The 24,613-nt window shown below is 73.7% G+C and carries 21 protein-coding genes and 2 pseudogenes; 17 read left to right on the plus strand and 6 right to left on the minus strand.

Going from position 1 to position 24,613, the window contains the following annotated elements:
• Window positions 1-42 precede the first annotated feature (42 nt).
• From ACZ4M3_RS33290 to ACZ4M3_RS33300, 3 genes and pseudogenes are all read left to right on the plus strand, one after another.
• The gene (locus ACZ4M3_RS33290; RefSeq protein ID WP_467739047.1) at window positions 43-1,314 is read left to right on the plus strand and encodes a beta-ketoacyl-[acyl-carrier-protein] synthase family protein; all 1,272 of its coding nucleotides are present in this window, start codon (window positions 43-45) and stop codon (window positions 1,312-1,314) included.
• Window positions 1,311-2,573, plus strand: coding sequence for a ketosynthase chain-length factor (locus ACZ4M3_RS33295; protein ID WP_467739049.1), 1,263 nt, complete (start codon window positions 1,311-1,313; stop codon window positions 2,571-2,573). The genes ACZ4M3_RS33290 and ACZ4M3_RS33295 overlap by 4 nt, the downstream gene beginning before the upstream one ends.
• Before the next feature lie 546 nt (window positions 2,574-3,119).
• Window positions 3,120-3,663 (plus strand): annotated as a pseudogene (locus tag ACZ4M3_RS33300) (NAD(P)/FAD-dependent oxidoreductase); the annotation flags it as partial.
• Between the two features lie 56 nt (window positions 3,664-3,719).
• Here the strand turns inward: ACZ4M3_RS33300 and ACZ4M3_RS33305 are convergent.
• On the minus strand, window positions 3,720-4,208 hold the full coding sequence (locus ACZ4M3_RS33305) for an anthrone oxygenase family protein (RefSeq protein WP_467739051.1): 489 nt from the start codon (window positions 4,206-4,208) through the stop codon (window positions 3,720-3,722).
• A gap of 234 nt (window positions 4,209-4,442) precedes the next feature.
• On the opposite strand from ACZ4M3_RS33305, the gene gdhA reads away from it, so the two are divergent.
• Window positions 4,443-5,795, plus strand: coding sequence for an NADP-specific glutamate dehydrogenase (gene gdhA / locus ACZ4M3_RS33310; RefSeq protein ID WP_467739053.1), 1,353 nt, complete (start codon window positions 4,443-4,445; stop codon window positions 5,793-5,795).
• Window positions 5,796-6,121: 326 nt separating this feature from the next.
• Here gdhA and ACZ4M3_RS33315 read toward each other — a convergent pair.
• The 4 genes and pseudogenes from ACZ4M3_RS33315 to ACZ4M3_RS33330 form a co-directional block, all read right to left on the minus strand.
• Window positions 6,122-7,670, minus strand: a pseudogene (locus tag ACZ4M3_RS33315) (FAD-dependent monooxygenase).
• A 173-nt stretch (window positions 7,671-7,843) separates the two neighbouring features.
• Window positions 7,844-8,287 carry a MarR family transcriptional regulator gene (locus ACZ4M3_RS33320; protein ID WP_467739055.1) on the minus strand — a complete coding sequence of 148 codons (444 nt, stop codon included), beginning with the start codon at window positions 8,285-8,287 and terminating at the stop codon, window positions 7,844-7,846.
• Window positions 8,284-8,778, minus strand: a complete 495-nt coding sequence (locus ACZ4M3_RS33325) for a MarR family winged helix-turn-helix transcriptional regulator (RefSeq protein ID WP_467739057.1) — start codon at window positions 8,776-8,778, stop codon at window positions 8,284-8,286. Before ACZ4M3_RS33325 ends, ACZ4M3_RS33320 begins: the two co-directional genes overlap by 4 nt.
• Window positions 8,779-8,890: 112 nt before the next feature.
• On the minus strand, window positions 8,891-9,643 hold the full coding sequence (locus ACZ4M3_RS33330) for an SDR family NAD(P)-dependent oxidoreductase (protein ID WP_467739059.1): 753 nt from the start codon (window positions 9,641-9,643) through the stop codon (window positions 8,891-8,893).
• Window positions 9,644-9,810: 167 nt separating this feature from the next.
• Here ACZ4M3_RS33330 and ACZ4M3_RS33335 point away from each other — a divergent pair, with 167 nt between their 5' ends.
• From ACZ4M3_RS33335 to ACZ4M3_RS33365, 7 genes are all read left to right on the plus strand, one after another.
• On the plus strand, window positions 9,811-11,181 hold the full coding sequence (locus ACZ4M3_RS33335) for an AMP-binding protein (RefSeq protein WP_467739061.1): 1,371 nt from the start codon (window positions 9,811-9,813) through the stop codon (window positions 11,179-11,181).
• Window positions 11,178-11,984, plus strand: a complete 807-nt coding sequence (locus ACZ4M3_RS33340; RefSeq protein WP_467739063.1) for a thioesterase II family protein — start codon at window positions 11,178-11,180, stop codon at window positions 11,982-11,984. The genes ACZ4M3_RS33335 and ACZ4M3_RS33340 overlap by 4 nt, the downstream gene beginning before the upstream one ends.
• Window positions 11,985-12,060: 76 nt before the next feature.
• Window positions 12,061-12,996 (plus strand): DMT family transporter, encoded by a 936-nt coding sequence (locus ACZ4M3_RS33345; protein WP_467739065.1) that lies wholly within the window; start codon window positions 12,061-12,063, stop codon window positions 12,994-12,996.
• 289 nt (window positions 12,997-13,285) lie between these two features.
• The gene (locus ACZ4M3_RS33350) at window positions 13,286-14,146 is read left to right on the plus strand and encodes an AfsR/SARP family transcriptional regulator (protein WP_467739067.1); all 861 of its coding nucleotides are present in this window, start codon (window positions 13,286-13,288) and stop codon (window positions 14,144-14,146) included.
• A 154-nt stretch (window positions 14,147-14,300) separates the two neighbouring features.
• Window positions 14,301-15,122, plus strand: a complete 822-nt coding sequence (locus tag ACZ4M3_RS33355) for an AfsR/SARP family transcriptional regulator (RefSeq protein ID WP_467739069.1) — start codon at window positions 14,301-14,303, stop codon at window positions 15,120-15,122.
• 138 nt (window positions 15,123-15,260) lie between these two features.
• Window positions 15,261-16,229 carry an aromatase/cyclase gene (locus ACZ4M3_RS33360; RefSeq protein WP_467739071.1) on the plus strand — a complete coding sequence of 323 codons (969 nt, stop codon included), beginning with the start codon at window positions 15,261-15,263 and terminating at the stop codon, window positions 16,227-16,229.
• Between the two features lie 118 nt (window positions 16,230-16,347).
• A complete protein-coding gene (locus ACZ4M3_RS33365; protein ID WP_467739073.1) occupies window positions 16,348-16,530 on the plus strand; it encodes a DUF5302 domain-containing protein in 183 nt (60 codons plus the stop codon).
• Between the two features lie 297 nt (window positions 16,531-16,827).
• Here ACZ4M3_RS33365 and ACZ4M3_RS33370 read toward each other — a convergent pair whose 3' ends face one another.
• Window positions 16,828-17,622: a helix-turn-helix transcriptional regulator gene (locus tag ACZ4M3_RS33370; RefSeq protein WP_467739075.1), complete on the minus strand. Its 795-nt coding sequence runs from the start codon at window positions 17,620-17,622 to the stop codon at window positions 16,828-16,830.
• A 305-nt stretch (window positions 17,623-17,927) separates the two neighbouring features.
• Between ACZ4M3_RS33370 and ACZ4M3_RS33375 the strand changes: the two genes are divergently transcribed.
• From ACZ4M3_RS33375 to ACZ4M3_RS33400, 6 genes are all read left to right on the plus strand, one after another.
• Window positions 17,928-18,224: a hypothetical protein gene (locus tag ACZ4M3_RS33375; protein WP_467739077.1), complete on the plus strand. Its 297-nt coding sequence runs from the start codon at window positions 17,928-17,930 to the stop codon at window positions 18,222-18,224.
• Window positions 18,225-18,299: 75 nt separating this feature from the next.
• The gene (locus ACZ4M3_RS33380; RefSeq protein WP_467739079.1) at window positions 18,300-19,148 is read left to right on the plus strand and encodes a thioesterase II family protein; all 849 of its coding nucleotides are present in this window, start codon (window positions 18,300-18,302) and stop codon (window positions 19,146-19,148) included.
• Between the two features lie 29 nt (window positions 19,149-19,177).
• On the plus strand, window positions 19,178-20,143 hold the full coding sequence (locus ACZ4M3_RS33385) for an isocitrate lyase/PEP mutase family protein (RefSeq protein WP_467739081.1): 966 nt from the start codon (window positions 19,178-19,180) through the stop codon (window positions 20,141-20,143).
• A complete protein-coding gene (locus ACZ4M3_RS33390) occupies window positions 20,140-21,105 on the plus strand; it encodes a 3-oxoacyl-ACP synthase (RefSeq protein ID WP_467739083.1) in 966 nt (321 codons plus the stop codon). Before ACZ4M3_RS33385 ends, ACZ4M3_RS33390 begins: the two co-directional genes overlap by 4 nt.
• Before the next feature lies 1 nt (window position 21,106).
• On the plus strand, window positions 21,107-23,383 hold the full coding sequence (locus tag ACZ4M3_RS33395; protein ID WP_467739085.1) for an iron-containing redox enzyme family protein: 2,277 nt from the start codon (window positions 21,107-21,109) through the stop codon (window positions 23,381-23,383).
• Between the two features lie 11 nt (window positions 23,384-23,394).
• On the plus strand, window positions 23,395-24,588 hold the full coding sequence (locus ACZ4M3_RS33400) for an acyl-CoA dehydrogenase family protein (RefSeq protein WP_467739087.1): 1,194 nt from the start codon (window positions 23,395-23,397) through the stop codon (window positions 24,586-24,588).
• Window positions 24,589-24,613 lie beyond the last annotated feature (25 nt).

A 24,613-nucleotide genomic window follows, 5' to 3' on the forward strand; every position in this document is an offset into this window, starting at 1 on the left:
CAAGCTCGCCACCCATAGGACTCACCCGTGAAGGAACACCCAATGAGCCGACGCGTCGTCATCACCGGAATCGGCGTGGTCGCGCCCGGGGGAGTGGGCACCAAGGAGTACTGGTCCCTGCTCACTTCCGGGACGACCGCCACCCGGCCCATCAGCCTCTTCGACGCCACCGGGTACCGCTCCCGCATCGCCGCCGAAGTCGACTTCGATCCCCTCGCCCACGGCTTCACCGCCGAAGAGGCCCGGCGCCTCGACCGGGCCGCGCAGTTCGCCCTGGTCGCCGCCGACGAGGCGCTGCGCGACAGCGGGCTCTCCGCGGCGGGGCCGGATCCGGAGCGCACCGGGGTGACCCTCGGCAGCGCGGTCGGCTGCACCATGGGCCTGGACGACCAGTACAACGCGGTGAGCCTGGGCGGCAGCACCTGGCAGGTGGACCACACCCTGGCCGCACCGCACCTGTTCGACTACTTCGTACCGAGCTCGATGGCGGCCGAAGTGGCCTGGCGGGTGGGCGCCCAGGGCCCCGTCTCCATGGTCTCCACCGGCTGCACCTCGGGCCTGGACTCCATCGGCCACGCCGTCGAGCTGATCCGCGAGGGCAGCGCCGACGTGATGGTCACCGGTGCGACGGAGGCACCCATCTCCCCGATCAGCGTGGCCTGCTTCGACGCCATCAAGGCGACCTCGCCGCGCAACGACGACCCGGAGACCGCCTCCCGGCCCTTCGACGCCTCCCGCAACGGCTTCGTCCTCGGCGAGGGCTCGGCCGTACTCGTCCTGGAGGAGCTGGAGAGCGCCCGCCGCCGCGGCGCCCACGTCTATGCCGAGATCGCCGGTTTCGCCGGCCGCTGCAACGCCTACCACATGACCGGACTGCGCGCCGACGGCGCGGAGATGGCCGCCGCCATCGACAGCGCCCTGGACGAGGCCCGGCTCGACGCCACCGCCGTCGACTACGTCAACGCCCACGGCTCGGGCACCAAGCAGAACGACCGCCACGAGACCGCCGCCTTCAAGCGCAGCCTCGGGCAGCACGCCTACGAGGTGCCCGTCAGCTCCATCAAGTCGATGATCGGGCACTCGCTCGGCGCGATCGGCTCCCTGGAAATCGCCGCCTGCGCCCTGGCCATCGAGTACGACACGGTGCCGCCCACCGCGAACCTGCACACCCCCGACCCCACCTGCGACCTGGACTACACCCCGCTCGTCGCGCGCGAGCAGCGCACCGACACCGTGCTCAGCGTCGGCAGCGGGTTCGGCGGCTTCCAGAGCGCCATGATCCTGACCCGCCCGCGCCTGGGAGATGCCGCATGACCACCGCCCCCGCCCCCGCTCCCGCCCGCCCCGCCACCGGGTCCACGGCGCCGGTCGTCACCGGCATCGGCGTGGCCGCGCCGAACGGCCTGGGCACCGAGGCGTGGTGGGGGGCCGTGCTGCGCGGCGAGAGCGGCATCCGCCCGGTCAGCCGGTTCGACGCCGGACCGTACCCCGCCCGCCTCGCCGGGGAGGTGCCCGGCTTCAACGCCGCCGACCACCTGCCGGGCCGGCTGCTGCCCCAGACCGACCACATGACCCGGCTCGCCCTCACCGCCGCCGACGAGGCCCTGGCCGACGCGGCCGTCGACGTGTCCGGCCTGCCCGACTTCTCGGCCGGGGTGATCACCGCGGCTTCCGCGGGCGGCTACGCCTTCGGCCAGAAGGAACTCCAGGAACTGTGGAGCAAGGGGGGCCAGTACGTCAGCGCCTACCAGTCCTTCGCCTGGTTCTACGCCGTCAACACCGGCCAGATCTCCATCAGGGACGGGCTGCGCGGGCCGAGCGGCGTCCTGGTCACCGAGCAGGCCGGCGGCCTCGACGCGGTCGCCCACGCCCGCCGCCAACTCCGCAAGAGCGGCGTACGGCTGCTGGTCACCGGCGGGGTGGACTCCTCCCTGTGCCCGTGGGGCTGGGCGGCGCACCTCGCCGGGGGCGAGCTGAGCACCGCCGAGCACCCGGACCGGGCGTACCTGCCGTTCTCCGCCGACGCGGCCGGCCACGTGGCCGGCGAGGGCGGGGCCCTGCTCGTCCTGGAGGACGCGGACTCGGCCCGCGAACGGGGCGCCGGTGTGTACGGGGCCGTCGCCGGGTACGCCGCCACCTTCGACCCGCCCCCCGGCTCGGGGAGCACCTCCCGCCTCGGGGCCGCCGCCCGGCTCGCCCTGCGGGACGCCGGGCTGGATGCCGGCGACGTCGACGTGGTCTTCGCCGACGCCGCCGGACGGCGCACCGCCGACCGCGCGGAGGCCGAGGCCCTCGCGGCGCTCTTCGGCGCGTACGGCGTCCCCGTCACCGCGCCGAAGACGATGACGGGCCGGCTCGCCGCGGGCGGCGCGTCCCTGGACCTGGCCGCGGCCCTGCTCTCGCTGCGGGACCAGGTGATCCCGCCGACCGTCAACGCGGGTCCGCCGGCCGCCGACTGCCCGGTCGACCTGGTCACCGAGGTGCGCCGCCGGCCCGGCGGGCTGCGTACGGCACTGGTCCTCGCGCGCGGCCGCGGCGGCTTCAACGCGGCCATGGTGGTGCGCGCCGTCTGACGGGCGGAACCTGACGGGCCGGCTCGCGTTGTGCCGGACCGTGCTGTGCCGGACCGTGCTGTGCCGGACCGTGCTGTGCCGGATCAGGACCCGAAGATCATTCGGCGGGTCCGGGACGGCAGGAGCGGAAGCCGGATCCGCCTCCGCCACAACGAAGATGAGAGGTCATCAGCCGTGGGCAGCCCCGCCGAAACCGTGTACGACGTCGTCATCCTGGGAGGCGGCAGCGGGGGCTAGGGGTATTGCGAAGGTAGCGTCGGCCGTCCGGAGGACGGGCCCCGCGGCGTCCGGTGCGTGCGATCGCAAGGCGGAGGTCGCCCTCGTACCGGGCGTACGCGGGCGAGCCCGACAACGCTGGGGGCACCTCCCAGCGGTAGCTGGGGGACGAGCGCGTGCCGGGCGTCGCGGGGCAGGCGGGACTCTCGAAACACGCCGTCGTCCTGTGCGCTGCGCGCGACCCAGCTCGGACTGACGGTCGCCCTCATCGAGAAGGGCGAGCCGGGCGGCACCTGCCTGCACAACGGCTGCATCCCGACGAAGGCCGGCGGACCGGTCTCCGCCGGCCTCGGCTACGCGGAGTCCGGCGTCGCCATGGAGCGCGGGCACGTCGTGGTGGACGAGCTGCTGCGCACCGGCCTGCCGGCCGTCTCGGCCGTCGGCGACCTCGTTCCCACGCTCCAGCCGGCGCACGTCGGCTTCGCCGAGGGCAGCCTGGTCGCCGAGCGCCTCGCCGGCCTGCCGGTCGCACCGGTCGACCACGACGGCGTCGCGCGCGTCACCTACGGCGAGCCGGAGGTCGCCTCCGTCGGCCCCACAGAGGCCGCGGCCAAGGCGCGGTACGGCGCGGACCAGGTGGTCGTCAGCAAGTTCGACGCGGGCAGCACCGGCAAGCACAAGATCCTGAAGTCGGCCGGCGAGGTCAAGCTCGTCCAGCTCCTCGACGGGCCCGCCCGTCACCGGGCTGCACATGATCGGCTCGCGCGTCAGCGAGCAGGCCGGCGAGGCCCGGCCGGCCGAGGTGGCGCAGCTCGTCCACGCGAACCCGACGCGAACCGAGGCCCTGGGCGAGGCCCACCTGGCGCTGGCCGGCAACCGCTGCACGTCCGCGGCTGAGCCGCGCGCGGCGGCGCCGGCCGGCTCAGGGCGTCAGGGCGTCAGGAGCAGCGACCAGCCCAGCAGGCCGGTGGCCGCCGTGCACAGCAACGTGCGCCAGACGTTGGCGCGCACCCACGGCCCCTCGAAGGTGCGGCGGACGGCGGCCGGGTCGGCGATCGCGGCGGGCGGACCGGCCTTCTCCAGGGCGTTGTTCAGCGGGATGTTGACCCGGGCCGTGACGGCCATCGCGACCAGGTAGCACCCGAAGGCCGCCGCCAGCGGGACCAGCACGGCGCCGCGGGCGGACAGGGCGTGCAGCACCAGGGCGACGCCGGTGAAGAGCAGGGCGCCGATGTAGCCGAGGACGAACCAGCCGTTGAGGATGGCGACGTTGATGCGCTGCATCACCTCGATGACGGTCCGGTCGCCGGTGCGCCGCAGGGCGGGCATCACGGACACGGCGAATCCGTAGAAGAGGCCGCTGACCAGCCCCATGGTGATCGTCGCGGCAACGAGCGACGCCGAACGTGCCATTTCCATACGGGTGCTCTCCCCCGGTCGACCGGCCCCATCCGTCCCGCCGATCCTACGGGCCCCGTACGCCACGGCCCGGGGCGAATGCGCGCCGTGGCACGCCGCTCCAGCGGGACGCGAGGGGAAAACTGGGGGCGTTCCAGGGGGCGGAAGCCCTCTCCACGGTCCTGGCGGCGCACGGTACTCTCCCGCCTGGGCCCGCACGCCCGCCTGCCACCCTCCGAGAGGAAACACGCCGTGATGGACCCCAAGGACAGGCTGGACGCACTCCGGGCCGACATCGAGCGCCGCAATCCCGCCCAGCCCGAGTTCCACCAGGCCGTACGGGAAGTCCTGGACAGCCTCGCCCCGGTGTTCGCCGCCCGCCCCGAGTACGCCGACCCGGCCGTGGCGCTGGTCGAGCGGATCACCGAGCCGGAGCGGCAGATCCTCTTCCGCGTGCCGTGGACGGACGACCGGGGCCGGGTGCAGGTCAACCGCGGCTTCCGGGTCGAGTTCAACAGCGCGCTCGGCCCGTACAAGGGCGGCCTGCGCTTCCACCCGTCGGTGGACATCGGCGTGGTGAAGTTCCTCGGCTTCGAGCAGATCTTCAAGAACGCCCTGACGGGCCTCGGCATCGGCGGCGGCAAGGGCGGCAGCGACTTCGACCCGCACGGCAAGTCCGACGCCGAGGTCATGCGCTTCTGCCAGTCGTTCATGACCGAGCTGTCCCGTCACATCGGTGAGCACACCGACGTCCCGGCCGGTGACATCGGCGTCGGCGGCCGCGAGATCGGCTATCTGTTCGGCCAGTACCGGCGCATCACCAACCGCTGGGAGGCCGGCGTCCTCACCGGCAAGGGCCAGGGCTGGGGCGGCTCCGCGATCCGCCCGGAGGCCACCGGCTACGGCTCGGTGCTGTTCGCCGCCGAGATGCTCAAGGTCCGGGGCGAGTCCCTGGACGGGCTGAGCGCGGTGGTCTCGGGCTCCGGCAACGTCGCCCTCTACACGATCGAGAAGCTCCAGCAGCTGGGCGCCAACCCGCTGACGGCCTCCGACTCCTCCGGCTACGTCGTGGACGAGAAGGGCATCGACCTCGCGCTGCTGAAGCAGATCAAGGAGGTCGAGCGCGGCCGCATCAGCGAGTACGCGGCCCGGCGCGGGGCCTCGGCCCGCTTCGTGCGGGGCGGCCGGGTCTGGGAGGTCCCGGCGGACGTGGCCTTCCCGTCGGCGACGCAGAACGAGCTGGGCGAGGACGACGCGCGCACGCTGGTCGCGGCCGGGGTCAAGGCCGTCTCGGAGGGCGCGAACATGCCGACGACGCCGGAGGCGGTACGGGTGCTCCAGCAGGCGGGCGTCGCGTTCGGCCCGGGCAAGGCGGCGAACGCGGGCGGCGTCGCCGTCAGCGCGCTGGAGATGGCGCAGAACGCGGGGCGCGTGGCGTGGGGGCGCGAGCGGGTGGAGGAGGAACTGGCCGCCATCATGCGGTCGATCCACGCGGTGTCGTACGAGACCGCCGAGCGGTACGGGGCGCCGGGCGACTACGTGACCGGCGCGAACATCGCGGGCTTCGAGCGGGTCGCGGACGCGATGCTGGCCCAGGGCGTGATCTGACCCCGGCCCGCCCGCGGTAGCCCGCGGCGGCCGGGGCACGTCCGCGACGCCGTCACGCGAACGGGCCCCGGCCCCACTCCAGCCCCCGCTGGCGTTCGAGGCGCTGGCTGCGGGGCGGAGCCCCAGAGCTCCGGCTGCGCCGGGCTTCGGGTGCGGCGCCGCCGCGCTGCGGGGCCCCGGCCGCGCCGTGCCCCGCGGGGATCCGCCCCGCACCCCGCGCCTCGAACGCCGGCGGGGCTGGATGCGCCGGTGGAGCAGGCCCACAGGGCCGATCCGGGGCCGTGAACCGGGTGGGTGCGGCGGCCCCGGAGGGGCGGAGCGGCGGCTCAGCCCGGCGTCACCGCACCCTCCGGCACCCCGAACCACTCCTCCAGCGCCTCCGCCAGCCCGGCCGTCGACGTCGGCGCGCCCGCGTCGGCCGCCCAGGCCGTGAACCCGTCCGGACGGACCAGGACCGCCGCCAGTTCCGGGTGGGACGGGCAGCCGGCCGTCAGGGTGTCGACGCGGCCGGCATACCCCGCGGCCAGGGCCCGGAGTTCCGGGTCGTCGGCGAGGTCGAGCAGGAGCGCCCGGCCGCCGTGGAGGTGGTCCGCGAGGCGGCCGCCGTCGGTGAGTTCGAGGTCCGGGGTGCTGCGGCCGGTCAGCGGGTGCTCGCCCGGCAGCCCGTACCGCACCCCGGCACCGTTGAGCCGCGCGGTGAGGTACGTGGTGCCCGCGACCGTCCCCGCCAAGTCGCTGACGATCTCGCGCAGGGCCCGGGACTGCGGGTCCGGGCGCATGGCCGCGGCCTGGGACCGGGTCCAGTCCAGGATCTGCGCACCGACCGGGTGCCGCTCGGCGGTGTACGTGTCCAGCAGCCCTTCCGGCGCCCGGCCGCCGATCACCGCGGCGAGCTTCCAGCCGAGGTTCATCGCGTCCCCGATGCCCAGGCTCAGCCCCTGGCTCCCGAACGCGGAGTGCACGTGCGCCGCGTCGCCCGCCAGCAGCACCCGGCCCTTGCGGTACTCGGGGACCTGGCGGGCGTGGTCGGTGAAGCGGGTCGCGGTCCGCACCCCGGTGATCGTCACGTCCACGCCGGATACCCGGCGCAGCCGCGCCTGGAGGTCCTCGGCGGTGACCGGCGCCTCCCGGTCGGCCGGCGGCCCGTCGAACTCCACGGTGACGACGCGGCCCGGCATCGGCCCGTAGGCGTACACCCCGGTGTCCGTGGCGGTCCAGCCGACCTTCAGGTCCTCCGCGCCGGTCATCTCCACGACCGCCTGGTGACAGGTGATCTCCGGTTCCGTACCGGGGAATTCGAACCCCGCGAGCTTGCGGACCGCGCTGCGGCCGCCGTCGCAGCCCACGAGCCAGCCGGCGCGTATCGCCCCGTGGCCGGTCCGCACGGTGACGGCCTCCTCGTCCGCGTCGAAGCCGGTCAGCTCCACTCCCCGGCGCACGTCGACGCCGAGCTCGTCCGCCGAGCAGCCGCTCGATGTCCTGCTGCGCCACGAAAGCGATGTCGGCGGCGGGTCCGGTGTCGCCGAGGCCCGGCTCCGTACGGTCGACCAGGTCGGCGCGCAGCATGATCCCGGCGAAGTGCCCGACGTATCCGAGCCCTTGGCCCGCGGCCCCGCCTCCGTCCCCGCCGTTGCGCTCGCGCATGAACGCGTGGAAGCGGTCCATCGTCTGCCGCTGCACCTCGGCCAGCGCGGGCAGCATGCCCCGGCGGTAGAGCGCCTCGGCGCTGGGCGTGGTGATCGCCCCGCCCTTGATCGTCGGGTCCACTTCGGTGAGGCGCTCCAGGACGGCCACCCGCGCACCTCCGAGCCGGAGCTCACAGGCCAGCATCAGTCCGACCGGGCCGCCTCCGGCCACCACTACGTCATAGTCCATGGCGCCCACTATGACCGAGGGCCGAAGAGGCCCCATCACCGCCTTGACCAGCCACAACAGCCCCCCGATGTCAAGGGGTCGGCCCCGCGGCGAGGGACGGGGAACGGGCCGTCCGCGCTCCTCCCCGGCTACCTCACCCGCCTCCCGACCGGCTCGGCCGGGCGGTCGGGGGGTCAGGCGGTCAGCGCCGCGAGCTCCGCGTCGGCGCGCTCGGTGACCAGGGCGAGGACGCGGCCGGCGGCGGCCAGGTCCTCGGCGGGTATCCCGCCCCAGACGCGGGCGGTGATCGGGGCGGTCTCCGCGCCGAGGGCGGCGATCAGCTCGTGCCCTGCGTCCGTGGGGCGAAGGTGCGCGCCGTCCGCGACGAGCAGTTGCTTGGCCAGCAGCTCGTCGAGAGTGGCGCGGATGTCGGCCGGATCGGCCTTGAGGGAGCCGCGGACCTGGGTGACGAGGTCGTCCGGCGTCTGCGGGGCGTCGGCGGTGACGGCGGCGCGCAGGGCGATCTGCTGCTGGAACGTGATGCCGTGCCGGGCCAGGACGTGCTCCAGGACGCCGCGGGCGGCGTAGTGGGCCAGGCCGAGGGCGCGGGCGTTGGCGACGGGCGCGGTGGTGGTCATGGTGTTCTCCCCTGAGTGCTCTCGTCGTTCGGTAGGGACGGGGCGAGAGGTGCGTCGAGCAGGGTCGTCAGCTCGTCGGTGAACGCGCGCGCCCGCTCGGCGTCGAGGCCGCCGAGCGGCTCCAGCAACTGCTCGAGCAGTTCCTGGACCACCGCGATGGCCCGCCGGGTGACGGCTCGGCCCTGCTCGGTGAGGGCGAGCTGCACGGCGCGCGGGTCGCGCGGGTCGCGGGTGCGCTCGATCAAGCCGGCCGACTCCAGGGCACGCGCCAGCTTGGAGACGTACAGCGCCTCCAGGCCGGTGTGGTCGGCGAGTCGGCGCTGACTGGGCCGCTCGCCGGCGCGCTGCATGCCGTGCAGCGACGCGACCAGTGAGTACTGCGCGTGGGTGAGGCCCAGCGGTGCCACCGCGCGATCGACCGCGACACGCCATTTGTTGGCGAGCCGCCATACGAGGAATCCGGGCGTGGGACCCGGTGAACCCTTGCTCATGCCGAATAGATTACATGGCTACTATAGCCATGGCTACTATTTCCGGGCGGACGTGAGGGCGCACCCGGCCCGGCGCCGCAAGCCGCTTCGCTCACGGAGCCGAGTTCGCGGGTCAGGCGGTGAAGCCGCCGTCGACATGGATGGCGGCTCCGGTGATGTACGCGCCGTCCGCGCTGGCCAGGTGGGCGACGGTGGCCGCGATCTCGGCCGCTTCCGCGTAGCGGCCGACAGCGGTGAAGCCGGCGATCATCTCGGCGTTCGGCCCGTCGGCGGGGTTGGCATCCGTGTCGGTGGGGCCGGGATGCACCAGATTGACGGTGACTCCGCGCGGACCGAGTTCTCGGGCCAGGCCCTTCGTCATCCCGACCAGAGCCGTCTTGCTCATCGAGTACAGCGCCAGTCCGGGGAAGACCGCACGCTCGGCGACATTGCTGCCGATGCTGATGATGCGGCCGCCCTGACCCATGTGACGCACGGCCGCCCGGGACGCTGCGAACGGCGCCCGGACGTTCACCGCCAAGGTGCGATCGATCTCCGCCGCCCCCAGGTCTTCGAGGGGGCCGACGAGGAAGACCCCGGCGTTGTTGACCAGGATGTCGAGCCTGCCGAACACCGCGGCGGCCTCGTCCACCGCGGCGGTGAGCGCCTCGGGGACCGCGCTGTCGGCCTGGATGGCAAGGGCCCGGCGCCCCCTGGCCTTGATCTGTTCCACCACCTCGGTGGCGCGTTCCGCGCTGTTCTCATAGGTCAGGACGACGTCGGCGCCTTCTTCGGCCAGGCGTAGCGCCACGGCGGCACCGATACCCCGGCTGCCGCCGGTGATCAGGGCAACGTTTCCTTCAATTCGGTTCATGGCACTGAGCATTGTCGGCACCGGCGCCGGAAGCTGGCGGGAATCCGACCTGGCGTTCGACCTCCGGGAGGGCGACACCGTCCTGATCGCGAAACCACACCGGCGGGCTGGCGGGGGCGCGCAGGGGGCGCGCAAGGTGGGGGTCGTAGCCTGGGGGGACCACTACCAGGGAGTCGCGCGTGCTGACCGCATTGGACGGGGTGTACGGGGACCGGGCGGACGCGCTCAGCGTTGCCGGGCGGGTCTGTTCGTACGAGCAACTGCTGGGCGCGGCGCGGGCGGTGGCGGCCGATGCCGCCGACAGCGGGGCCCCCGCCTTCGCCGTCACCGCGACCGCCTCGCTGGAGACCGTCGCCGCCGCCGTCGGCGCGCTGCTGGCCGGGGTGCCCCTCGTACCGCTGCCGCCCGACGCCGGGCCCGCCGAGCGGGAGCACATCCTGCGGGACTCCGGGGCGGCCGAGATCGGCGTCGACTTCGCGCGCAGGGCCCCCGACCGGGGGCGGCGGCCCGCCGCGGACCGGGATCCCGCGCTGATCCTGTACACCTCCGGCACCACCGGCCCGCCCAAGGGCGTGGTGCTCACCGGGGAGGCCATCGCCGCCGACCTCGACGCCCTCGCCGCGGCCTGGCAGTGGAGCGCCGAGGACACCCTCGTGCACGGCCTGCCCCTCTTCCACGTGCACGGCCTCGTCCTCGGCGTCCTCGGCGCGCTGCGCACGGGCAGCCGCCTCGTGCACACCGGCCGGCCGACCCCCGAGGCGTACGCCGCGGCCGGCGGCAGCCTGTACTTCGGGGTGCCGACCGTCTGGTCCCGCGTCGCCGCCGAACCCCGGGCGGCCGCCGCCCTGTCCGGGGCCCGGCTGCTCGTCTCCGGCAGCGCCGCCCTCCCCGCGCCCGTGTTCCGGGACCTTGAGGCCCTGACCGGCCACCGGCCCGTCGAGCGGTACGGGATGACCGAAACCCTGATCACCGTCAGCGGCCGCGCCGGCGGCGAGGTCCGCCCCGGTACGGTCGGCACCCCGCTGCGCGGCGTCCGTACCCGGATCGCCGCCGAACCCGGCGCGGAGATCGGCGAACTCCAGCTCACCGGACCCACCCTGTTCGCCGGGTACCTGGGCCGTCCCGAGGCGACCGCGGCCGCGTACACCGAGGACGGGTGGTTCCGTACGGGCGACATCGCCGCCGTCGACGAGGACGGCGTCCACCGCATCGTGGGCCGGGCCTCCATCGACATGATCAAGTCCGGCGGCTACCGGATCGGTGCGGGCGAGATCGAGAACGCCCTGCTCGACCACCCCAAGGTCAGCGAGGCCGCCGTGGTCGGCGTGCCGGACGCCGACCTCGGGCAGCGCATCGTGGCCTTCGTCGTCGCCGAGGGCGTCACCGGCGCCGAACTCACCGACTTCGTCGCCGCGCACCTGTCCGTGCACAAACGCCCCCGCGAGGTGCGCTTCGTCGCGTCGCTGCCGCGCAACGCCATGGGCAAGCCGCAGAAGAGGCTGCTGCTCGCGGCGGACGGGGCCGGCGGCCGGGCGGGGGAGGGGCGGTGACCGGGCTGGACCGCGCCACCCGGGCCACGGGCAGCGCCTGGCTGCGCCGCTTCGACGCCGGACCGCCCGCGCCGGACGCACCCGTCCTGCTCGTGCTCCCGCACGCGGGCGGGAACGCCGCCTACTACCGCCCGTTCTCCCCGGCGCTGTCCGCGCACGCCGAGGTGCTCATCGCCCAGTACCCCGGCCGCCAGGAGCGGCTCGGGGAGCCGGTCCCCGAGCGCCTCGGCGCCCTGGTCGACGGGGTGGAAGAGGCGCTGCGGCCCTGGCGGGAGCGGCCGTTGACGGTGTTCGGGCACAGCATGGGCGCGCTGGTCGGCTACGAGCTGACGCGCCGCCTGGAGCGCTCCGGCGCGGCCCCGCGCGCACTGATCCTCTCCGGGCGCCGCTCGGCGCACCTGCACCGGGAGGCGGAAGGGATCCACCTCCAGGGCGACGACGCCCTGATCGGGACGCTGACCGCACTGGCCGGGACCGACGCCCGGCTGCTGGCCGATCCGGCGTTCCGGGAGCTGATCCTGCCGGCGCTGCGCGGCGACTACAAGGCGGTCGAGACGTACCGGCACGAGCCGGGGCCGCCGCTGCGCACGCCCGTCAGCGTGCTGACCGGTGAGTCGGACCCGCGCGTCAGCGTCGCCGAGGCCATGGCCTGGCGGGAGCTGACCGAGGGGGCCTTCACCTTCCGCTCCTTCCCGGGCGGCCACTTCTACCTCAACGACCGGCGCGAGGCGGTGATCCGGGCCGTCATCGAGGACCTGGCGGCCGGCCCGGCCCGGCCGGCACCGGCCGGTCCGCCGGGGTAGCCGGGGGGCTCCCGCCGATGGCCGGATCGGGAGCGACGATCTGGGCACGGTGGCCGGGCGTCGGTACGTTGCTCGCATGGATCAAACGGCTGGCGCTCCCAGAACCGATCACCGTGCCCTCATAGCGGCCTCAGTCACCGTCGTGATGTGGGCCTCCGCATTCGTCTCCATCCGCGCTTCGGCCCAGCACTTCGGGCCCGGCGCCCTGGCTCTGGGCAGGCTGCTGACCGCTTCGATCGCACTCGGCGTGGTGCTGCTGGTCAAGCGGGTGCCGCTGCCGGCCCGGCAGGCCTGGCCGGGGATCCTCGGCTCGGGCGTGCTGTGGTTCGGGCTCTACATGGTGGCGCTGAACTGGGGCGAGCAGGGCGTCGACGCCGGCACGGCGGCGATGATCGTCAACATCGGTCCCCTCGTCATCGCCCTGCTGAGCGGGTGGATCCTCAAGGAGGGTTTCCCGCCGATGCTGCTGGCCGGGATGGCCGTCTCCTTCGCCGGCGCGGCCGTCGTGGGCATGTCCACTTCCAAGGGCGGCGGCTCCTCCCTGACCGGGGTCCTCCTCTGTCTGCTGGCCGCGCTCACCTACGGGGCCGGGGTGGTCTCGCAGAAGCCGGCGCTGCGGCACGCGAGTCCGCTCCAGGTGACCACGTACGGCTGCTTCGTCGGTACGGCGGCCACCCTGCCGTTCGCCGGGCAGCTGTTCGCGCAGCTGCCCGAGGCGCCGCTGACCGCCACGCTCAACATGGTCTACCTGGGCCTCTTCCCGACCGCCCTGGCCTTCACCACCTGGACCTACGCGCTGTCGCGCACCACGGCCGGGAAGATGGGCGCGACCACGTACGCGGTGCCCGCGGTGGTGGTGCTGATCGCCTGGATCGTCCTGGACGAGGTGCCCGGCTGGCTGACCCTGCTGGGCGGCGCGATCTGCCTCGCCGGTGTGGCGGTCTCCCGTACGCGCGGTGCCCGCCCGGCGCCCGTGGCGGCCCCGCCGAAGGAGGCCGCCGACCGGCCGTGACCGGCGGCGCGTGTGGGAGCCGGAGAGGACGGCGGGGTGTCCCGCCGTCCTTTTTCATGTCCTGAGCACCCCGGAACACCGACCTGACGGTCTGTTTTTGAGTGCCCATCAGGTGAGATCGGTCGCCCTGCTGGGGTGGTTGTGCAGCACTCTGTGGGCGGATGTCGAGCGCCAGGCGGCGTTCCACGGGATAACCCCAGATGAAAACGGCGCAGTTGGTTTGATATTGACAAACCGTGGGGCCTGTTTTTTACTGAGGCAGGCTCATCCACGGACCAGGGGAGTACGCGTGGACATCGAAGTACTTGGCACACTGGCGGTGCGGGAGCACGGAGTCTCCATCACCCCGACCGCCCTCAAGCCGCGGCAGGTCCTGGCGCTCCTGGCCCTGCACGCCGACCAGGTCGTGCCCGTGTCGGCCCTCATCGAGGAGCTGTGGGCCGGCGAACCGCCGCGCAGCGCCCGCACCACCCTGCAGACCTACGTGCTCCAGCTCCGGTCCCTGATCACCACCGCCCTCGAACGGGGCGGCGACGGCAGCCGGACGGCGAAGGACGTCCTCGTCACCCTGCCCGGCGGCTATCTGCTCGACAGCAACGGCGGCACCAGCGACGTCCGCGAGTTCGACCGGCTCGCGGGCCTCGGCTACCGGGCCATGGACGCCGGCGACCACCCGGGCGCGGCCCGACTGCTGCGCGAGGCGCTGGCCCTGTGGTCCGGCCCCGCGTTCGCCGACGTGGCCGGCGGCGTACAGCTGGACATGGAGTGCCGCCGCCTGGAGGAGACCCGGCTGTGCGCCCTCGACCAGCGCATCGAGGCGGACCTGCGGCTCGGCCGGCACCGCGAGCTGCTCGCCGAACTGACCGTCCTGGCCAGCCGCTACCGCACCCACGAGAACCTGCACGGCCAGTTCATGCTCGCCCTGCACCGCTCCGGCCGCCGCGGCGAAGCGCTCGACGTGTACCAGCGGCTGCGCGCCACGCTGGTGCGCGAACTCGGCATCGAGCCGTCCGTGGCGCTGCGCCGGCTCCAGCGCTCGATCCTCATGGCCGGTCCGGAAGCGGCCGCCGCCGCTGCCGCCGCGTCCGCCCCCGCCCAGCCCGCCGCGCCGGTCCAGAACCCCGACGACCGGCTGGTCCGCGTCGGCTGAACCGGCCGCCGGTCCCTGGTGACCGCTTCGTCCGAGGCCGGTCGAGCAACCCTGGAAAGGCGCTGGACCATTCGGGGACGGCGCCCCGCCCTTCGCTACCGTTCGAGCAGCGAGTCCGAAAACCGACGGCATGAGACCAGCTGCGGAGGAAACCGTGAAGATTCAGGTTCTGGGTCCGTTGAGTGCCGAGGTCAACGGGGGCTCGATCGTCCCGACGGCCGGGAAACCGCGCCAGATACTGGCGCTCCTGTCCCTGTATCCGGGACGGGTGGTCCCCGTTCCCACCCTCATGGAGGAGCTCTGGCGGACGGAACTCCCGCAGAGCGCCCTGACCACGCTCCAGACCTACATCCTCCAGCTGCGCCGCCGCCTGGGCACGGCCATGGGCCCCGGCGCCTCCGCCGGGGCCAAGGACGTCATCGCCACCCGGCACGGCGGCTACCTGCTCCAGATCGCCCCCGAGTCCGTCGACGTCCACGCGTACGAGGGCCTCGTCCGGTCCGGCCAGCAGGCCTTCGACGCCGGTGACGACGCGGGCGCGGCGGCCCGGCTGCGCGAGGCGCTCGCCCTGTGGCAGGGGCCGGCGCTGGTCGACGTACACGTGGGCCCCGTCCTCGGCATCGAGGTCCTGCGGCTGGAGGAGAGCCGGCTCGTGACGCTGGAGCGGCGCATCGACGTCGACCTGCGGCTCGGCCGGCACGCCGAACTCGTCGTGGAACTGACCGGGCTGATCGCCCGCCACCCGCAGCACGAGGGCCTGCACTCGCAGGCGATGGTCGCCCTCTACCGCTCCGGCCGGCAGGCCACCGCCCTCGACGTGTACCGCCGGCTGCGCGCCCGGCTCGTGGAGGAGCTCGGGGTCGAACCCAGCCCCCAGCTCCAGCGCCTGCACCAGGCGATGCTGACCGTCGACCCGGCCATCGACGTCATCGCCGGGCCGCGCCGCTCGTCCACCTTCGACCTCTTCGCCGCGTAGGCGCGTCGGCGCACCTGTGCGCCGGCGCACCTGCGCACCTGCACGGCGGCGCCCGACCGCGGTTCGAGGCACCGTCGACCCGCTCTCCGGTACGTCCCGCGATGGTCGGAGGGCGGGGGTCGAGAGAGGTGTGAGCCGATGTCAGATGAGCGTGTGCGTCGCACGTCGTACGCGGTGGAGGTGGCGGCACCCGCCGGAGTGGTCTACGCGCTGCTCGCGGACACCACCCAGTGGCCGCTGTTCGTCCCGCCGAGCATCCACGTCGAGCGGCTGGACTTCGACGGGACCCACGACCGTTTCGGCATGTGGGCCACCGCGGGCGGCACCGTCACCTCCTGGATCTCCCGCCGCTCCCTGGACAGCGCCGCCCGGACCATCGACTTCCACCAGGAGGTCCCGGCGCCGCCGGCGACCTCCATGGGCGGCCGCTGGGCCGTCGAGGAACTCGGCCCCGCGCGGTCCCGGCTGACCCTGCTGCACCACTTCACCGTCGCGGACGACAACGAGGCCGACGCCGACTGGGTCATCCGGGCCACCGACGCCAACAGCGGCGCGGAACTGGCCCGGCTGAAGGAGACCGCCGAGCGCTGGACCCGGCTGGACCAGCTCCTGCTCACCTTCGAGGACTCCGTGCGCGTCCACGGCCCCGCCGAACTCGTCTACGAGTTCCTCTACGGCGCCGCGGACTGGGCCGCCCACCTGCCCGAGGTCATCCGCGCCGAGGTCAGCGAGGACCGCACCGGCGTACAGCTGCTGAGCCTCGACACCCGAGGGGCGGACGGCCGTACCCACACCGCCGAATCCGTGCGGGTCTGCTTCCCGTACGCCGGGCGGATCGTCTTCAAGGAGACCCGGAGCCCGCTGCCGCTCGCCGCGCACACCGGCGAATGGTCGCTGGTCCCCGACGAGAGCGGGCTGACCGCCGTGGCCCGGCACAGCGTCGTCCTGCGCGAGGAGGACATCGAGCGGCTCCTCGGCCCCGGCGTCGACCTCGCCCAGGCCCGCGACCACGTCCGCCGCACCCTGGGCGCCACGAGCACCGCCACCCTGCACCGCGCCCGCCGGTACGCGGAATCCGCCGTCCGCGTGCTCACTCCGGGGCGCTGACCCGGCCCCGCCGATCCCGCGAACCCGCATTCGTCGGAAAGGCGGCCCGCCGGCCGGTTTGAGGGAGCCGACCGGTTTCACAGAGAAACAGAGATGGAAAATGCTCAGGAGGTACCGCATGACCGAGACGCCGGAAAACCACGCCGCCGAGACCGATGGCAAGCGCACGTTCCGTGAGGCTCTGGAGCGCAGGGCACGCACCGCCAGGTCGCAGCAGGCCAATCACGAAGGCCGGCTGAAGCTCAAGGGGTACAACGGACCCAACGGGCAGAACCGCAGCTTCCGTCGCAAGGCGGGCTGAGGGCCACCCGGCGCATCGCCGGGCACACCCGAAGGGGCTGCCGCGATCCGATTCCCGTTCGGATCGCGGCAGCCCGTTCTCCGGGTGCGCCATAAGCCCGCTCGCGCGTCACCGGAGCGCCACCGGAGTGCCGCTCGATCGGATCGCCGTAGCCTCCGGCCGGTGGCGTCATCCGGACTTCGCCGCCTTTCCCGGTCTCCAGTAAAGCGCCGCGGAACGAGACCGCCGTGCTCTCGGTCTGCGCTGGCCAGGACCTCTGCGGCCCGGCCGGCGGGGTGTGCGTCGCCCCCGGCCGCGTCACAGCACGTAAGTGGCCTCGTTACGGCCGAGCAGATAGCCGAGCTGTAATCGGTTGAGCGCGCCCAGTTCCTGCTTGATGGCAGCGATGTGCGCCTGGAGAGAGCGCTCACTGATGCCGATCCGGCGCGCGATCGCCTTGTCCGAGTAACCCTCCACGAGCAGTCTGCTGATGGACTCCCGGATGGCGGGGACCACCTCGTCGGCCGCCTTGGCCGCGTGCAACGGAACGAACGGAAAGGGCTTGGCCCGGTCCCAGGCCTTGTCGAACGTGTCGCGCAGGAAACGGATGATGGTGGGTTCGGTGATGGATATGGCCGTCGTGCGTTCCTCGTTCGCCGAAATGAAAGCGATGTCGTCGACGATGATCAGCCGGTCGAAGAATTCCTCCAAGGTGCGCACCTGGGCCCCGTATTCGGTGACCGTGCGCACGTAGTCCTTCGTCGCCTCGTCGAAACGCGTGGTGTGCTGATAGAGCGTGCGCATCGAAATGCCCGCCGCGATGTGCCGGCGTACGGATTCCAGCGCTTCCTTCAGTACTGCGCTCGGCCGGGCCCCGTCCGGCTGGGCGGTCAGGATTTCCCTGTGCACGGCGCCCAGCGCCTCGTTGATCGCGGTGGAGATGCTGCTCAGCCCGTGCAGGTAGCGCACTCCGGGCCCGACCACCTGCTCGTCGGGGCCGACCCCGAGCTCCGGCAGGGCGGCTGCGCGCGTGGCCTGCTGGGCGGCTTCCTGGGCCAGCAGGCCGAGGTGCGCTGCAAGTTCCCGCAAGAATGCCTGGGGTTCCCCCTCCACGGGTGCACGCGGCTCCTCAGGTGCACCGGTTTGTGCGGATTTGACGTATTTAACTACGTCCACGCGCCACCCCTGTCTGTCCGGTATGCAGGTGTTTGAGACGATTGAGACCCCGTGGGTTCCCGCAATGCGGAAACCGGAGCCATCGTAGGTCTACCTCGGGATCTCCCGGCAGAGGAGATTTGGTCTCACCGCAGGAACGAACACCGAGAAGGTGCCCGGCGGATCACCGCAGCGGCACACCGGATTCGGACTTCCGTTTCTCGAATGGCCAAAGACGAAAACGACTGAGGGGACTGGGGAAAATGACGGAGAACCAGATGGTTACTCGTGCGGCCCGCCGCGTTACCGGAATCCGCGGACGAGTGGTTCTGGCCGCCGCCGGACTCGCCCTCGCGCTGGGAACGGCGGCCACCGGCATCGCCCAAGGCGCCCTGACCGACGGATCCGCCACCCACCTGCGCCTCGGCGACGTCGGCTGGAACCACACGAACCCCCAGGTCCTCGCGGACGGCGCCGGTGACGTCGGCTGGAACAACCCGCAGCCCGGCACCACCCCGGCGCCCCAGCCCGCCAACCCGAGTGATGTTGGCTGGAACTGACCCCTCACCACCCACCCCTCCTGCGCTTCTTCACCTCTCGCAACCGTCCGACCGGCAAAGGATTGGCTGATCTTCGTGGCTGCCTCCCCCTGGTTCCTGACCTCCGAGACCGCCCCCGGCGCCACCCCCGCCGACGACCGCACAGACGACCGCACCGATCCGGCCGCCGACGACCGCACCCGCGTCTACTGTTTCCCGCACGCCGGCGGCAACCCGCGCACCTTCCTCGACTGGCAGGACGGCCTGGGCGACGACGCCCGGATCCTCGCCGTGTGCCCGCCCGGCAGGGGCCACCGCTTCCGCGAACCCGCCGCCGCCACCGTCGCGGAACTCGCCGACGGCGCGGCCCTGGCGATCGCCCTCGACGCAGCCCCCGGCCGGCCCTTCGTCCTCTTCGGCCACAGCTTCGGCGCGGCCCTCGCCTTCGAGGTCGCCCGCCGCCTCGACGGCGTCCCCGGCCTCGCCGCCCTCGTCGCCTCCGGCTGCTCCGCCCCCGCCCTGCTGCCCACCCCCCGCGTGGTCGAGGCGGCCCGGCTGGAGGGCCGCCGGTTCACCGAGGCCGTCGGCTTCTTCGGCGGACTGCCGCCCGAGGTGCTGCACGACGAGGCCGTGCAGGAACTGCTCCTGCCGCACCTCAAGGCCGACTTCGCGATGGTCGCCGGGTACGAGTACCGCCCGGCCCGGCCGCTGGGCGTGCCGATCACCCTGCTGAACGGCATCGACGACCCGCACGTCACCACCGCCTCCCTGGCCCCCTGGGCCCGGGAATGCCCGGGCGAGCCGGCCCGCCACTGGGCCGACGGAGGCCACTTCTACTTCGAGGGCCGGCCCCACACCGTCACCGACGTACTGCGCCCGCTGGCCCGCGCCGCCCGCCGGGACGCCGCGACGCCCGCCCGCGATGAGTACGTTGAGCTGATCTGACCGCCGGCCGACGCACCAGCGAGGACACCGTGAACCACAGCACCGACGCCCAGCAGCCCGACGCCCACCAGCCGCGGTCCCAGACCCCCGGCTCCCAGACCGCCGGCTCGCGGACCCCCAACTCCCAGTACGCTCGCGGCGTCGCCTTCCGTGACCTGCACACCGGACCCGCCCCCTTCGTCGTCCCCAACCCCTGGGACGCCGGAACCGCCCGCATCCTCGCCTCCTTCGGCTTCGCCGCCCTCGCCACCACCGGCGCCGGCCTCGCCCACAGCCTCGGCCGCCCCGACGGGGCCAACCAGGTCGGCCGCGCCGAACTCCTCGCCAACGCCGCCGCGATCGTGGACGCCACCGGCCTGCCCGTCACCGCCGACCTGGAGAGCGGCTTCGGCGAGCGCCCCGAGGACATCGCCGAGACCATCGGGCTGGCCGCCGCCGCCGGCCTGGTCGGCGGCTCCATCGAGGACTCCACCGGCCGCGACGAGGACCCCGTACGCCCCCTCGGCGAAGCGGTGGAGCGCGTCCGAGCGGCCGTCGAGGCGGCAAAGGGGCTCGACTTCCCCTTCACCGTCACCGCCCGCGCCGAGAACTTCTTCCAGGGCCGGCCCGACCTGGACGACACCATCCGCCGCCTCCAGGCCTACGAGGCGGCCGGCGCCGACGTGCTCTACGCCCCGGCCCTGCCCGACGCCGAAGCGATCCGCGCCGTCTGCTCCGCCGTCTCCCGCCCCGTCAACGTCCTGATGGGCGGCGCGCTGAAGCTGTCCGTCGCCGACCTCGGAGCCCTCGGCGTACGCCGGATCAGCACCGGCTCCGCGCTGTCGCGCGCCGCGCTCGGCGCCCTCACCCGGGCCGCCCGCGAGATCAGCGAGTACGGCACCTTCGGCTTCGGCGCCGACGCCCTCCCCTACGCCGAGGCCAACGCCCTGCTGGCCGCCCCCGCCCCGAACTCCCCCGCCCCGACCGACGACCGAGAGAGCGATCCGGCACCGTGAGCCTTCCCACCGCAGCCTTACCCGCGGTCCACCTGTCCGCGCCGCGCTACGTGCTCGGCGAACAGGTGGCCGACCACACGAGCATCGCCAACCTCACCGAACGCGCCCGCCAGTTCAAGATGGCGCCACGCGCCGAACTGTGGGGCTGGGGCAGCATCCGCAGGACCGCCAAGAGCCTGGAGGCCCTCGCCGTCGAGAGCGCCCGCGCGACCGTGGCGGCCGCGGGCGCCGACCCGGCCGGCATCGACGCCCTGATCCTGTGCTCCACCCGCTTCCCCGGCGGCCCGCGCACCCACGGCGGCTTCGTCGAGAAGGTGATGAGCGGCATCGGCCTGGTCGACGCCGCCGTCACCGGCCTCACCCTCAACCGCTGCACCAACCTCCTGACGGGCATCCGCACCGCGCACGCCCTCGTCGCCGCCGGAACGCACCGCCGGGTCCTGGTCGTCACCACCGACCGGGTCACCGACGAATCCGTCCGCATGGAGAACTTCGCCCTGTTCAGCGACGGGTCCGCCGCCTGCCTGATCTCCGCCGAACCCCTCGGCCCGGACGGGTACCAGTTCATCGCCGGCGCCGACGCCCAGGACCCCGCCTCCCTCGACTGGTCCAACGAGATCAGCTCCGAGCTCGCCCGCACCGTCAACCGGCGCATCCTCGACGCCGCCGGAATGAAGATCGACGAGATCGACGGCCTGCTCCACCCCAATCTCTTCAAGCCCCTCATCGCGCTCAAGGAACGCCAGGCCGGCTTCAGCCGGCAGCAGCTCCACCTCGACAACATCACCCGCTTCGGCCACTGCTTCGCCGCCGACCCGCTGATCAACCTCGTGGACCGGGCCACTGCCGGACAGCTCCGCCCCGGCGGCCACTACCTGCTGGCCTCCAGCGTCCCCGGCTCCCGCGTCGGCGTCCTGCTGCGCAGGACCGCACCCGTCACCCCGGACCGGGGGGAGAGCTGAGATGACCACCGCGCCCTCGTTCGACAGCGCCCGCACCCGCCCCGCCGCCGCCTTCCCGCTGCCCGACCTGACCACCTCGCTGCCCACGGGCCCCGTCGAGGCGAGCCCGGCCGCCCTCGCCGAGGCCGAGCGGATCACCGCCGCCGCACCCGCCGAGCTCTTCCGCCGCCTGCTCGCCGACCAGGAGGGTGAGAGCGCTCTCCTCGCCGCCCGCCGGGTCCTCACCGCCTTCCTGGCCCCGGACCCGGACGACGACGAACAGCCGGAAGGGACCGATGCCGACGCCGTCGCCGCCCAGGTCCTGGCCGCCCGCGCCGAACTCGCCGCCGCCCTCACCCCGCTGCGCGAGCACGCCGACCCCGAGATCCGCGCCGCCGTGCTGCGCCAGCGCGCCCCCCTCGCGCTGACCGGCGGCTGCTGGCTGGACACCGTCTCGCAGGCCGCCACCCAGCCCGCCGAGATCGTCGGCCGGCTCTTCGGGCAGCACTGGCTGCTCCAGGGCCGGGGCACCGCCGAGGCCGGCCAGCTCGCCCGCCGCCGCCGGGCCCTGGCCGCGCAGGACGTGTACCTGCCCGAGGTGGAGGCCGCCGGCTTCCTGACCGACGCCGGGGCCCGCCCGCTCACCGCCCTGCACGCCGCCTTCCGCGTGGCCCTGTCCCGGCTGCCCGCCTCCTTCCTGCCCGAGGTGGTCGGCGTCCACTACGCCGCCCACGCCCTCGGCGTCGACGAACTCCTGCTCGGCGGCGAGCCGATGCTGGCGGAGAGCGACGTACGGCCCCTGCTGGCCGAGTACCTCGCCTTCACCGCGCAGTCCCCGACCGGGCCCGAGGACCGCCGCCGCGCCCTGGCGGCCGTACGCCTCCTCGTCCGCCTGGAGCGCGAGCACACCGCCGCCCTGACCCAGCTGGCCCGCTGGCAGGAGGGGCTGTCGCTGGACGACAAGGTCGCCGCGATCGTCGCCCGGCACGCCCCGCACGCCGGCCGTCAGCACCGCGCCGTCCGCCTCGGCACCCGCAAGCTCACCGACTGGCTGGACGACGAGCACCTCGACGCGGCCGCCTTCGTCGCGGAGTTCCGCACCGCCCGCCAAGTGCGCCCCGCCCGCGACGGCGGCCCCTGCCGCTTCCTGAAGTCCATCAAGTTCGGCGGCCCCATGTTCGGCATCTTCGACGAGCGCGAGGCGGCCGTCTTCACCGCCTGGACCCGCTCCATCGCCGCCGGGGAGCCCGCCGGACCCTTCTCCGGCCCGGCCACCGCCGGGGACGACGCCGCCCGCCGGTGGAGCGCCCGCCTCGCCGCCGCCCGTCCCGCGGGACTCGTGGCGCGCGAGGCGGGGCCGGCCCCGGACGAGCGGGCCTTCTTCCACCGGCTCGTCAACTTCGAGCGCTACCCGAACGTCCTGCCCCTCGCCCGGGCGCGCGCCGAGGCCGGGCTCGCCGACGCCGAGCTGCTGTTCACGCACGGCGCCGGGGGCCTGCTGACCGACGCCGAGTACTTCGACTACACGCCCGAGGCGCTGCTGGAACGCGTCGAGCGGATCTACTGGGACAAGCTGGTGGACCCGTACGAGCCGCTCACCGAGATCCCGGACCGCGACGAGGTCATCTTCGAGCAGTCGACGTACGCGCTGGGCAGCCTCATCGACGGCACCTGGGCCCACCGCGTCGCCAACCTCGGCCGCCGCGGCCGGCGCAGCGACGACATGCTCTTCTCCATCTACGCCGACGAGATGGGCCGCGGCGACATGGCGAAGAACCACATCACGATCATCCACAAGGTGCTCGCCAGCATGGACATGGACCTGCCCCACATCCGGCAGGACGCCTTCCTCGACCAGGGCGACCTGCCCGACCACCTGTACGGCTTCTCGGTCCACCAGGTCTGCCTGTCGCTCTTCCCGGACACCCTCTACGACGAGATCCTCGGCTACAACCTGGGCATCGAGATGTTCGGCCTCGGCGCGATGCGCCTGCACGAGATCCAGAAACTGCGCCGCCACGGCCTCGACGTCTCCTACGAGGAAGCGCACCTGTCGATCGACAACTTCTCGGCGGGCCACGCGCGCCAGTCGGCCGAGATCGTCGTCGCCCACCTCGACGACGTCCGCCGGGCCTCCGGCGGGGAAGCCGTCCAGCGCACCTGGCGCCGGGTCTGGCGCGGCTACGCCTCCTTCGCCTACTTCGTCGAACACGCCCTGGTCAAGCGGGTGCGCGCGGCGCAGGCCGGTCCGGCCGCCGCGCAGGCCGGTCCCGCCACCGCCGCCGACCTGGTCATCTGAGGAGCCCCGCCGTGGAACTGACGACGAGTTTCGACCCCGAGGTCCTCGACCTCCCCTTCTACGACGACGGCCACCGCCGCCTCGCCGAGACGGCCGGGACCTGGTGCGACAGCAACCGCGTCCTGTGGGAGGAGGTCCGGCGCACGGACCCCGACGCCGCCGGCCGCCGCCTGGTGCGCACCCTCGGCGACGCCGGCTGGCTGGCCGCGCTCGACCCCGCCGCCGGCCCCGCGGAGGACCTGCGCGCCGTGTGCCTGCGCCGCGAGGCCCTCGCCTACGCCGAGGACCTGGCCGACTTCGCGTACTCCATCCAGGCGCTGGCCGCGACGCCCCTGCTGCGGTTCGGCAGCGAGGCCCAACAGCGCCGCCACCTGCCCGGGATGGCCGCCGGGACGACGATCGGCGCGTTCGCCGTCTCCGAGCGGGAGGCCGGCTCCGACGTGGCCGCCGTGGGCCTGGAGGCCGTCCGGGACGCCGCGGACGGCTCGTACGTCCTGAACGGGCGCAAGGCCTGGATCGCCAACGGCACCATCGCCGACCTGTTCGTCGTCATCGCCCGCACCGGCCAGGGCCCCGGAGCGCTCGGGCTCACCGCGTTCCTCGTCCCGGCCGGCACCCCGGGCCTGCGGGCCGAGCGGATCGACGCGATCGCCCCGCGCTCCTTCGCCCACCTGGCCTTCGAGGACTGCCGGCTGCCCGCCGACGCCGTACTCGGGCGGCCCGGCCGGGGGTTCGTGGTCGCCGTGGACCTGCTGGAGCGCTTCCGCACCACCGTCGGCGCGGCCGCCCTCGGCTTCGCCCGCCGGGCCTTCGACACCGCCCTCGCACACACCCGGGAGCGGGCGGCCTACGGGCAGACCCTGTTCGACCTCCAGCTCGTCAAGGCCGCCCTGGCCGACATGGAGGTGCAACTGAACTCCTCCGCCCTGCTGGTGGCGCGCGCCGCCTGGGAGACCGACCGGGGAAGCCGCCGGTTCGCCCGGCACTCCAACATCGCCAAGGTGCACGCCACCGAGGCCGCCCAGGGCGTGGTGGACTCCGCCGTGCAGCTGCTCGGCGCGGCGGGCGTCGTCCAGGGCGGCGTCACCGAGCGGCTGTACCGGCAGATCCGGTCGCTGCGCATCTACGAGGGCACCTCGGAGGTGCTGCGGATGGCCATCGCGGGCTCGCTCGACATGCGCCGCGCGCACCGAGCGGCAGCCTGACCCGTACGTGTTCACCCCGGCAAGG

It is taken from the genome of Streptomyces sp. NPDC026522, assembly GCF_055567555.1.